Annotated in this window: 12 protein-coding genes; 6 read left to right on the top strand and 6 right to left on the bottom strand. The window is 28.3% G+C overall.

From position 1 onward, the window contains the following. Positions 1 to 10: 10 nt before the first annotated feature. A complete protein-coding gene (gene comE, locus K4897_RS00835; protein WP_250416243.1) occupies positions 11 to 547 on the bottom strand; it encodes a sulfopyruvate decarboxylase subunit beta in 537 nt (178 codons plus the stop codon). A gap of 4 nt (positions 548 to 551) precedes the next feature. Then, on the bottom strand, positions 552 to 1,049 hold the full coding sequence (gene comD / locus K4897_RS00830) for a sulfopyruvate decarboxylase subunit alpha (protein ID WP_019264013.1): 498 nt from the start codon (positions 1,047 to 1,049) through the stop codon (positions 552 to 554). A 65-nt stretch (positions 1,050 to 1,114) separates the two neighbouring features. On the opposite strand from comD, the gene cofH reads away from it, so the two are divergent. Genes cofH through K4897_RS00815 form a run of 3 tightly spaced genes read left to right on the top strand, consistent with a single transcriptional unit; the run spans position 1,115 to position 3,598 of the window. Further along, positions 1,115 to 2,347, top strand: a complete 1,233-nt coding sequence (gene cofH, locus K4897_RS00825) for a 5-amino-6-(D-ribitylamino)uracil--L-tyrosine 4-hydroxyphenyl transferase CofH (RefSeq protein WP_094516454.1) — start codon at positions 1,115 to 1,117, stop codon at positions 2,345 to 2,347. 18 nt (positions 2,348 to 2,365) lie between these two features. Then, positions 2,366 to 3,034, top strand: a complete 669-nt coding sequence (locus tag K4897_RS00820; protein ID WP_250416241.1) for a diacylglycerol/polyprenol kinase family protein — start codon at positions 2,366 to 2,368, stop codon at positions 3,032 to 3,034. Between the two features lie 3 nt (positions 3,035 to 3,037). Continuing rightward, the gene (locus tag K4897_RS00815; protein ID WP_019264010.1) at positions 3,038 to 3,598 is read left to right on the top strand and encodes a thymidylate kinase; all 561 of its coding nucleotides are present in this window, start codon (positions 3,038 to 3,040) and stop codon (positions 3,596 to 3,598) included. Here K4897_RS00815 and K4897_RS00810 read toward each other — a convergent pair. Both K4897_RS00810 and priS read right to left on the bottom strand, forming a co-directional pair. Next, positions 3,593 to 3,850: a hypothetical protein gene (locus K4897_RS00810; RefSeq protein WP_019264009.1), complete on the bottom strand. Its 258-nt coding sequence runs from the start codon at positions 3,848 to 3,850 to the stop codon at positions 3,593 to 3,595. The two genes, K4897_RS00815 and K4897_RS00810, sit on opposite strands and share 6 nt — an antisense overlap. Before the next feature lie 5 nt (positions 3,851 to 3,855). After that, positions 3,856 to 4,830 (bottom strand): DNA primase catalytic subunit PriS, encoded by a 975-nt coding sequence (gene priS / locus K4897_RS00805; RefSeq protein WP_019266128.1) that lies wholly within the window; start codon positions 4,828 to 4,830, stop codon positions 3,856 to 3,858. Between the two features lie 101 nt (positions 4,831 to 4,931). On the opposite strand from priS, the gene K4897_RS00800 reads away from it, so the two are divergent. Continuing rightward, entirely contained in the window at positions 4,932 to 5,450 is a 519-nt protein-coding gene (locus tag K4897_RS00800) for a hypothetical protein (RefSeq protein ID WP_019266127.1), read from the top strand. On the opposite strand, the gene priL is transcribed toward K4897_RS00800, so the two are convergent. Then, a complete protein-coding gene (priL, locus tag K4897_RS00795; protein ID WP_250416239.1) occupies positions 5,447 to 6,772 on the bottom strand; it encodes a DNA primase large subunit PriL in 1,326 nt (441 codons plus the stop codon). The genes K4897_RS00800 and priL overlap by 4 nt on opposite strands. Before the next feature lie 129 nt (positions 6,773 to 6,901). Here priL and K4897_RS00790 point away from each other — a divergent pair, with 129 nt between their 5' ends. Together K4897_RS00790 and K4897_RS00785 are read left to right on the top strand one after the other, a co-directional pair. Further along, positions 6,902 to 8,518, top strand: coding sequence for an exonuclease SbcC (locus tag K4897_RS00790; protein WP_250416237.1), 1,617 nt, complete (start codon positions 6,902 to 6,904; stop codon positions 8,516 to 8,518). A 95-nt stretch (positions 8,519 to 8,613) separates the two neighbouring features. Next, positions 8,614 to 10,242, top strand: coding sequence for a hypothetical protein (locus K4897_RS00785; RefSeq protein WP_250416235.1), 1,629 nt, complete (start codon positions 8,614 to 8,616; stop codon positions 10,240 to 10,242). Here the strand turns inward: K4897_RS00785 and K4897_RS00780 are convergent. Continuing rightward, the gene (locus K4897_RS00780; protein WP_019267470.1) at positions 10,239 to 10,802 is read right to left on the bottom strand and encodes a zinc ribbon domain-containing protein; all 564 of its coding nucleotides are present in this window, start codon (positions 10,800 to 10,802) and stop codon (positions 10,239 to 10,241) included. The two genes, K4897_RS00785 and K4897_RS00780, sit on opposite strands and share 4 nt — an antisense overlap. Positions 10,803 to 10,807: the final 5 nt, after the last annotated feature.

Here is a 10,807-nt window from a genome sequence, read left to right as displayed (position 1 = left end):
TTCATTTAATTTATATACTTTTCATAAACCTTTTTTTAATTTCTATTGGTGTTAAATCGATAATTGGTGCTGATGAATTTCCAGGTTCTGTATTGAAGCAGATAAAGTTACATTCATTGTTGTTTATTATTTCTTTTAAGTCTATTTCTTCATAATTGTAACAGTTTTTGATACCAACACTTTTAGCCATTTCTTTTAGGTCTAAATGTTTTGCATAAGTTTCCTGATTTCCTGTTGAACCATATGCTTCATTATTAATAACAATCCATGTTAAATTACACGGATTTTGAGCAAAAATAGTAATTACTGATCCTAAATTCATTAAAAATGATCCGTCACCGTCTATAATAACAATCTTTTTATTAGGTTTAGCCAGTGCAAGACCGAGACCTATTGAGGAAACAAGTCCCATAGAACCAATCATGTAAAAGTTTTCATTTCTATCATCTATGTCGTATAATTCTCTTGAAGGAAATCCGATATTGCATAATACTAATTCATTATCGATTGCACCCATTATTTTTGCAATTGCATTTCTTCTTTTCATCAAATCACCAATATTTAATTTCTAATAATACAGATACAGGTTTGCCTTCTTCAATAGACAATTTCCATGCATTTTTAACATCTTCATATGCTGTTTCAGGATTGGTTGGTTCAAAGAAATGGAAATCCATAGCATTTAATAATCTTGGTGTGGATTCTCCCATTGGTATTTGTCCACAGATAGTTTCACCTTCAGTTCCTCTATGGCTAATGATTATTACTAATGGAAATTTATATAACTCTGTTAATGATTTAAGTGCATTAATAGAGTTTCCAAGTCCTGAATTTTGCATTAATATGGCAGGTTTGCGACCGCCCATATATGCTCCTGCACAAATGCCTATTCCTTCTTCTTCTCTTGTAACTGGAACATGCATGATTTCTTCATCTTCATCAACCATTTCCAATAGTTTACTTAAGTTAACACAAGGAACACTAACAACAAAATCAATTTCAGCATCTTTTAATCCGTTATAAATAGCTTCAGTACTATTCATATTCATCCTCTTTATAGTTTTTAATATGTAATGTTGTATTGTTCAATTATATAATTATTTTGGATAAAATATTGAATGAACTTACTATATTTTTATTATGTTTAATTTTCATATGGAAAGATATTTATTTAATTAAGTTATTATATTATTTTATGTTTGATAAACTATCTATATCTTCTAAAACAGAAAAGATTTTAACTAATTCTCTTGATGAACCAATTTCTGTTGAAGATGCAAACTATTTAATAAATATTAAAGGGTCTGACTTGTATCCTTTACTTGCAACTGCTGATTATCTCAGGCAAGAAATTGTTGGAAACAACGTTACATTTATTAATAATTGTAATATTAACTTCACAAATATCTGTACTGTAAGATGTGGTTTCTGTGCATTTGGTAAAGATGCAGATGACCCTGATGCCTATATTTTAGATGATGAAGCTATATTAAAAAAGGCTCAGGGTGCTGTTGACAAAGGAGCACATGAGTTTTGTGTCATGGGAGGAGTTTTACCTGATGCAGATGTTGAATATTATGAACATTTGCTTCAATTATTAAAAGGGGAATTTCCGAATACTTTAATTCATGGTTTTTCACCAACTATGATTAAAGATGCAAGTGTTGTATCAGGCATAAGTGTTGCAGAAGCATTTGAAAGGCTTAAAAGTGCAGGTTTGGATACATTACCTGGAACTGCTGCAGAAATCTTAACTGACAGATCCAGAGAATTGATTTGTCCTGAAAAGGTAACAACACAGGAATGGATTGATATTGTAAAAACAGCTCATGAAGTTGGAATTTCAGGTTCAGCTACAATTATGTATGGGCATGTAGAAACTCCTGAAGAACGTGTAGAACATATTGACATTATCAGAAAGATTCAACAGGAAACTCATGGTTTTACAGAATTTATTCCAATGACATTTATGCATGAGTACTCTCCAATCTTTTTAGAAGGTCAGCAAAACTTAGGAGCTACAGGTACTGAAGATTTAAAATTATATGCAGTAGCTAGATTAATGCTTAAAGATTTAATTCCAAATATTCAGGTATCCTGGGTAAAAATGGGTTTCAGATTTGCACAGGTATCTTTAACAGCTGGAGCAAATGATTTAGGTGGAACTTTAGGGGGAGATGAATTGTCTGAAGCTTCTGGAGCGCCAGATGGAGTTGAAGCATCTATTGATACTTTAAGTAATATGGTTAAGGATTTAGGTAGGAATCCTATCGAGAGAAATTCAAAATACACAGAATTTTATCCAATTGAATCTAAAAGTTCTGATGTGAAAATAGTATCAAAATAAAGTTTTAAAAGGGATAACATGAATATGACAGATATAGGATTATTGGTTTTAGTATATATTTATGTTATCATAATTTTTGTTATTTCAGAGAAGTTTTTAAAAGATAAACCTTCATTTTCCCGCCGTTTTGTTCATATTATGGTAGGAAATTGCATTTTCGTAATGCCTTTTTTCAATGACCCTTATACGTTGGTATGGTTTTTAACACTTCCGATTACAATAGCTGCATTTTTATTGACTAAATATTCTCCAATTAAAATTAAAAGCGGAGTTACAGATGCAGGTCATGATTTAGGTTTAGTTTACTATGCAGGAATATGGACATTTTTAATATTTTTACTTCCTGATAAATTATGGATAGTAGGAGTAGCTATTGGAGCTATGGTTTATGGAGACGGTTTTGCATCTTTAATAGGTCAAAAATATGGAAAACATCATTTTAACTTAACAGGTGATGTAAAATCTGTGGAAGGCTCAATTACCATGTTTATAATGGTTTGTATAATGTGCAGTGCTGTATTTTTAGTTTATGGTGCAATTGGCTATAACATTCCAAATTATAATTTTGCATTTGTGGTATTCATAAGTTTAATAGCTACCGTTTGTGAAGCTGTTACTCCAAAAGGTTTGGATAATTTAAGTGTTTCATCTGTTAGTGCTGTTTTATATTATATTTTAATGGTGTGATTTATGGACAAATTCATAGTTATAGACGGTTTGGACGGTGCCGGAAAAGACACACAGGTTAAATTGCTGGCTGAAATGTATGAAAAACAGGGAAAAAATGTTGTTGTACGTTCTCACCCATGTAAGGATAATAAATATGGTATAAAATCAAAGGAAGCACTTTTAAAAACTGGTAAAATTAATCATTTAAAAGCTACAGTTTATTTTGGATTAGATGCAATCAGATCTCTTCGCAAATATTATTATAATGATAATATTGATGTTTTAATCTTTTCAAGATATATTATGGCAGTTGTTTATCTTCCAAATGTTATTAATGTAATTATTTATAAATTTGTTTCATTTATTCTTCCAACATCAGAGTATATGTTTTTCCTGGATGTAAGTCCTGAAGAATCTTTAAAAAGAATTGATAATCGTAGTGAAGATACTGAAATGTTTGAAAATATGGAAGAACTTAAAAAAGCCAGATTTAAGTCAAAAAAAGTTACTTATGAATGGAATATTATAAATGCAGACAATAGTGTAGCTGAAGTTAATAATGAAATAAAAGAAAAACTATAATACTTCTTTTATTCCTTCAATGGTGTGAATCATTATAGAATTAAGGTTTTCCAAGTTAATTGAACTGATAGGAATATTTTGATTGTCTTCATTCATAAATAAAAGCTCTTTATCCATAAATATAATCCAATTTACTTTATGAAGTACCACTCCATTGATTATTAATTCGCTGTATTGTGGTATAAAACTATTTTCATTTATTTCCTTAAAATAAGGATTTTTACGAAAGATATCTTTTAATACTTTATCCATAAAACTTATTCTCCTCTTTCTTCAACAAATTTAGGAACAGCATCTTGCAGTGGGTCAAATGTTTCCCTATTTTTAACTTCCATACATTTCATACTTACTTTAGAATGAAGTGATGATGGGAGCCTTAATATTCTTTTTAAATCAATAGATACTTTAGCATCAATTGTAGATAAATTAACTCTTGCCATAGCTTCTGTTAAATTTTTATATCTTCTAGGGCCGATATCTCTTTTAAAATATCCCCAGTTATCATTATCTAAATGATGTCTGTATTTTATAATGTCTTTCATTAGTTTGGGATTGATTTCATCTAATTCCTCATTACCTACTAAATGCTGAATATTATATTTTAATTTATCAGTAAAAATTTTTGAGTATCCGATAGGAATGCTGAAATGTTCAAAATTAAAGCTTTTATTGGATATGTCAGGATTAAAAAAGTTGGATTTAGGAACTTCTGCACCGGCTGCATATTTTAAAACTTCTGATCGTAATTCGCTTCCGGAAGTCATCATTTCTTCATCAAGAATTCTAATATGATATCCTCTTCCGGAGTAAACTAAATGAATATTATTTAAACCTAAATCGTCTTGAAGTGTATCAATTAATGAATTGACAATTTCTAAAGCCTGTCCCAAACAGACTTCACAAACACCGTCACACTGACAGGTTCTGATTGGAATATCTTTAGCATCAACATCAAAAATATATTCTGCTTTCTGCCAGTCTTCCCGTCTTCTTGGATTATTATAGAAAGCTACAGAGATATAAGCTGCAAAGGGAGCTTTATATCTTAAAAATTTCTTTAAAGACTCTCTTCCTCTAAATACTTTATATCTATCATTAGGTCCTTTTCCATTATGGTCAAAACCAAACTCTCTTTTCTTTAAATCTTTAAGAATAAAGTCAGGCAAGTCTTTAGTGGACCATTCCTCACGGTAATACTGCCTTCTTTCTTTAAGTGTAGCTTTAGAAAACATAATAATCAGATATATTATGATTATTATTTTAAAGTATTTAATAATAGTTATGGTGTGCAAATGCACAGTATTATATAATAAATTTAACTATAATTCATATTATGAGTGATGAAGTAAGAGAAGTAATTGGTGTTGAACATTTAAAAACAGTTTTATCCACTTTAACCCCTGAAGATATTGTTAAACATGCTTATAAAGAATGGTATCCTTGCCAAAGAACAGGGCATACTATTTTAAACCTTGAAAATGGAAAAATATATGGTTTGGGGATAGAATTAAATCAGTTGCCTCTTGTTGATACTGTTTATATAGAACTGTATTCTATTGATTGGGAAGAAGATCCCATTGAAGTTGAAGAGTTGTTTTCACCTCAGGAGTATGAAGAATACCTAGAATTTAAAGATGATGAAGTTTGTGAATACACTCCGGATATTGTTTCTGATTTTTGTCAAAAAAAGGGTATTGATGAAAATGAACGTAAAATTGGTCTTTTAGCTTATAAATTTGAAAAAAATGAACAGAGCAACTACAATCAATGGGAATCAAAAATTTTAAATAAATATTATGATGTTATTATGGATGATTATAATCCGTTTAAACAGATGGATAATGATTTTTAATCTTTTTTATTATCAATTTGATATTTTTTACGCCCATAACATGATAGGGGATTATTAATTCCTTTACATGAGCTGTCAGGTTTACATAACTGAGGTAAATGAATTTTAATTTTTTCACAGCTCATTGGAGTGTACCATTTGGTTTCCCCTTCATGACTGATGTCAACTTCACTGTGCATACCAAAGCCTAATTTTGATATGATGTTGATTTTTTCTTGAGGCTGATCATCAAATAACGGTGGTGAACAGTTATCTGCAGCTTCATAAATCAATGGCAATATTTCATTTTCTGTTATTGATAAATCAGGATCAATATCAGATACTTTAATGCTTTCATCACTTGCAAATATTCTTGGATATAATCTGGCATATGATGCAAAGGAAGTTAATAATAATACAATAGCATCATTACGTCCGCCAGAGGAAACTCCTTCAATAGTATTTCTGATACATGGGGGAAATGCTTCTCTAAGTAATTTTCCACCTTTAACAGTACCGTAAATACCGCCGCTGCCTGCATAGAAAGTGTTGTATTTGCTGATTTCTTCTGGAATAAATTCTTTTAATTCCTCTCCGATTTCAGTAATGGCTGGATGGAGTTCAATTCTGGAAGACATTTCTTTGATTCTTTTGATGTATTCCTCTGTTTTTTGCATAATAAGTCTGGAGAGAATTAATTCCTTAATATTATTTCCAACTAGTATATTATACATCCTGTCGGGGTTTCTATCAGTAAATTCATCAGAATATTCCTCTAAAAATTCATCTTCTTCTAGAATAATATTTCCATGATTAATTAGTAAATCAGTTAAGGATAATCTTTTAGAAGCTATTACATCTTTTAGGGCTTTCCATTGAATTGATCCGTCAGTTTTGATATCTCTTAAGATGTCATCGATGATTTCACTTCTGCTTCCTGGAGGAATTTTAGCAAGTCTTTCTTCAATTATTTTTCCTTGAGATTCAATAAAAAGTCTGGTTTCTCTTGAAGTTACATTAAACTGAATAGCTATAGCCTGACATAATATATGGAATGTTACAACATCCTGTCTGTATAAATTACTATTTGTTAAGTACTCAAATTCACTTTGAGCATAATTTTTATTGTTTTTTTTCTCAATTGCCCATTGTATTCTTTTTATAGCTAAATCTTTATATGATTTAGGAATTAAGGAATCGTCGGATATTTTCTGATTTGCAGTATGTATTATTTCATTTACGAGTGTTTCGTCTTCATCAAAGAGTTTATTTAAGTCTCCGTACTCTTTAACAATTTGTCTTCCTTCACTGGACAATGGATTAATAAATGAAACTTCAACCATGTTTTTTATATTTTATTTCATGTTTTAAAAAATTATCTTATTTTTAAGGTCATTATTGCTTTTTTAATAGAAAATTGTTAATATTACTGATTATTAAAATAATAATTAAGATTTTTAAGGGTAGTATATATGGTATGTAGAGGTAATTTAACATTTCAGTCATTTGAATGTGAATATGATGAAGTTTATGAGGCTTATGATGTTGATGGCGACATTAAAAATGATGTTCAGATTTTAGCTGATTATTATACTTATTCTGGTTATTATACTTTTTTAAATAGCTCTTTTTGGAAAAGTCTGTTTGATTGTATTTATTGGGAGGATATAACTGGCAGGGAATTTTCCAAAACTGATTTTGAAAACCTTTATTCTAGATTTTATGAAGATATGATTCCATTCTCATGTAATATTAAAGATATTCAGGAAAGAATTGATATTTTTTCTCAAATAATAACTGTTCAAGCAAATCTTAATGAGCATGCTTTGTTTAATATGGTGAATGTAAAGGAATTAAGTTTATTTGAAGATTTTATGGAAGTTTTTTTCAATAAACAAAATAAAAAAGTCAGAAAATCTTTTCTCCATTCTCACGGTTTTAAATATCTTGATGAATATTATAATGAAGGAAGACGCTATGATTATTTTACCATGTTCAAGAAATATTTTGGTGATAAATTTTCTAAATTCATTGATGATGAACTGGAAAAATATGGAATTAATGAAAAGTTTTCTGCAATGAATGTAGTAAACTCAATTTTTTCCAAAATTTCCAAAGATCAACTATTGTCAATTATTAACAGATTAAATTTAAATAAGGAAAGTTTTAACTCTTTTAACCCATATTTAGCTTTCAATGGCCATGATATGATTTTTGTTTTCATGTGGGATGAATCTAAAAAACACTTTGATGATTTGGAAGTACTTTGGATTGATTTTTTATTAAATTCAGGTTTTGATGTTGAAATTTTTGCTTTTAACAAATCCAATAACTCATTGTCCAGATTTGTAAATAAATTTAAAGAAAATAAAATTAAATTGGAGTTATTTAATCTGGATGAAAATGGACAGGAGAACTTTAAATTAGAAAAATCAGATAAATTAATGATTGATGATTTCAGACAACTGAAAAATGAAATAAACAATTTAAATAATGAAAATATAGTAATTAAACTTGATGAAGAAGAAGTAATCTTTGAAGATATTTATGATGTATTTTTATGTACTTCAGAAAAAGAAAATAAAGGATTATCTAAAGATTACTGCTGCAGATATGGGGATTCAAATCCCAGCAAATTTCCATGTAAGTATGTTGAGGAATATTTCAGTTCTATTTTTAATGTAACTGACGGATTTGGCCATATTACTGATGATGGAATATGGAAATTCGATAAAGATAAAGTTAGGGGTAAGCTTAAGGATTTATCCAAAACAATGAAAATATGTCCGTTTTTTGATTATATGTCAAATAAAAAATCTTTAACCAAGTATCTTAAAAACATCAATCCTAAAACTATGCATCAGTGGTGTTTTGTAGATGATTATGGTCATTCATGGTACTTTTTAAGGAAAGTCTGGTTTAGTGATGAAGCTGATTTGGATTTTCCAGGATTTTCTAAAATGGCAGGTGTTAAAAAAACAGATGAAAATGTTAAATCTAAAGCTGTAGCTATTTTAGATGATAAACTTAAAAAACAGAAAAAAAGTATGAAAAAGGATGATACTGAACAGATGAGGTTTGATTTTTAATTTTTAAATTGAAAATATTATTTTTCATTTTTTAAAAAGTTTATATTTGATTTAACATTTCTGTTTAAAAAAATTAATAATTTACAGTGAGTATAATGACACATAGGGGAAATATTACAGTTAAATCTGTAGAATATGAGTATGATGAAATTTTTGAAGCATATAATGTTGGAGATGATATCAAAACTTCTGATAAAATTTTAAGAGATTATTATATCTCTTCTGATTATTTTGTATTTTTAGATTCTTTTTTCTGGAGGGAATTATTTAAATATCTTTTTTTGGAGGATATAGTTGGGGAAGAACCAAATGAAGAATATTTTGATTTGGTGTCATTTTTTTCAGATGATTTTGATTTGCCTTTTTCTTTTAATAAAGCTAAAATAAAAGATAGGTTTTTAGATGTTTTAGAGATAATTGATGATGAATATGATTATAGTAATCAGAGTTTATTCAATCTTTTGAATTTGTTTCATTTAAATATGTTTGATGATTTTTTAAAGGTTTTTTTAGATAAACAAGATGAAAAAGTTAAAGAATCATTTTTAGAAGAATGTGAATTTGATAGGAATTTATTCGATTTCAATAAATATCTTTGTTTAGATATTTTTGTAGAATACTTTGATGAAGATTTTATTAAATTTATGACTGTAGAATTGGAAAAGCATGGAATTATTAAAGAATTTTTTGAAATAAATATTCTTTTATTTATCTTTGCTGAATTGTCTTCAAAACAAACATGTTCCATATTGCACAGATTAAATTCAAACAATGAATGTTTTGATTCATTTAGACCATATTTAGCGTATAATGGTGAAGAAATTCTTTTTGTTTTTAAATGGCCGGAATTTAATAAATGGAATAATGAAGAAAGGTTATGGATTGATTTTTTATTATCCATGGGCTGTAATGTAGAAATATTTGCTTTTAATCAGCCAAATACAATTTTATCAAGATTTATAAATAAATTTAAGGAAAATACTATAAAATTAGAATTATTTGATTTTGATGATGAAGTATTGGACGACCAGGAATTTCCTAAATTTAAAAAAGTGGACAAATTCACCATTGATGATTTTAATCAGTTAAAAGATGAAATGGAGATATTAAGCCAGGAAGATAATGAAAACTTATTAATTAAAGTTAATGGTGAAGAAGTAAACTTTGAAGATATTTATGATGTATTTTTATGTACTTTAGAAAAAGAAGAAAACTGTTTGTCAAAAGATTACTGTTGTAATTATGAAAATTTCAAATCAACTGATTTTCCATGCAGATATGTAATGGAAGAATTTAATTGTGCATTTACTTGTGAAGATAATTTTGGTCAAATTACGAATAAGGGGATATGGGAATTCAATAAAGATGCTCTTGAAAATAAATTTTATGAATTAGCTAAAACAATGAGAATATGTCCATTTTTTGATTATATGGAGAATAAAAAAGCTTTAACTAAAAATTCTAGAAATGTTAATCCAAAAACTTACAGAAAATGGTGTTTTATAGATGAAGATGGTCATTTCTGGTACTTTTTTAGGAAAATGTGGTTTAATGAAGAGGCTAATATAAAATTTCCAGGGTTTTCTAAAATGGTCGGTGTTAAAAAAACAGATTATGAACTTAGATCTAAAGCAGTAGCTATTATGGATGAAAATATTGATAAAATAAAAAAAGGAAAAATTATTGAGTTTAAGAGTACTCAAAAATCATTATTTGATTTTTAATTCTTAAATTGAAAGCTGTTAGCTATTTGTACAGTATCTTCCACTTCAGGAGTTACAATTTGAATTTGCAGGTTTTTATCATTATTGTCAATTATTGCAATAAATCGTGGTTCTCCGACATATTCTCCCACATTAGCTGTTGAATTGTATATTAATACATTATCAATAACTGATGATGGATATGTTTTAATTTCATTATTAGCTAAACTTAATCCGTAATTATAATAATAGCTTCCCTGAGAAAGATTGAATACCTTTACAGTATATCTTCCATTATCTGCTATATATTCTTTAAAAGGGCCGTCAGTCTGGTTTAAAGTGAAATTCAATTCATTACTGCAATTAAAAGTTCCCACTCCAACATCCACTACTTTTACAGGTTCTGTAGTGAACATTGAATAACAAATAACACCAATTATAGCTATAATTATTATAATTAAAGCTATTATGATTATATTTTTCTTATCTGTTATGGGTTTCTTTTTCAATTTATATGAGCAATGTTTACAGTATTCATCATCTGAATCTACTTCATTGCCACATTTAGGACATTTAATCATTTTTT

This window comes from Methanobrevibacter sp. TLL-48-HuF1, assembly GCF_023617305.1.
Classification (GTDB): domain Archaea; phylum Methanobacteriota; class Methanobacteria; order Methanobacteriales; family Methanobacteriaceae; genus Methanocatella; species Methanocatella intestini.
This window is presented reverse-complemented; position numbering and strand designations above follow the sequence as displayed.

Coding starts and splice junctions, on each gene's coding strand:
- comE (WP_250416243.1), bottom strand. CDS start 547: ATGAAAAGAAGAAATGCAATTGCAAAAATAATGGGTGCAATCGATAAT.
- K4897_RS00790 (WP_250416237.1), top strand. CDS start 6,902: ATGGTATGTAGAGGTAATTTAACATTTCAGTCATTTGAATGTGAATAT.
- K4897_RS00810 (WP_019264009.1), bottom strand. CDS start 3,850: ATGGATAAAGTATTAAAAGATATCTTTCGTAAAAATCCTTATTTTAAG.
- priL (WP_250416239.1), bottom strand. CDS start 6,772: ATGGTTGAAGTTTCATTTATTAATCCATTGTCCAGTGAAGGAAGACAA.
- K4897_RS00815 (WP_019264010.1), top strand. CDS start 3,038: ATGGACAAATTCATAGTTATAGACGGTTTGGACGGTGCCGGAAAAGAC.
- comD (WP_019264013.1), bottom strand. CDS start 1,049: ATGAATATGAATAGTACTGAAGCTATTTATAACGGATTAAAAGATGCT.
- priS (WP_019266128.1), bottom strand. CDS start 4,830: ATGTTTTCTAAAGCTACACTTAAAGAAAGAAGGCAGTATTACCGTGAG.
- K4897_RS00785 (WP_250416235.1), top strand. CDS start 8,614: ATGACACATAGGGGAAATATTACAGTTAAATCTGTAGAATATGAGTAT.
- K4897_RS00800 (WP_019266127.1), top strand. CDS start 4,932: ATGAGTGATGAAGTAAGAGAAGTAATTGGTGTTGAACATTTAAAAACA.
- K4897_RS00820 (WP_250416241.1), top strand. CDS start 2,366: ATGAATATGACAGATATAGGATTATTGGTTTTAGTATATATTTATGTT.
- K4897_RS00780 (WP_019267470.1), bottom strand. CDS start 10,802: ATGATTAAATGTCCTAAATGTGGCAATGAAGTAGATTCAGATGATGAA.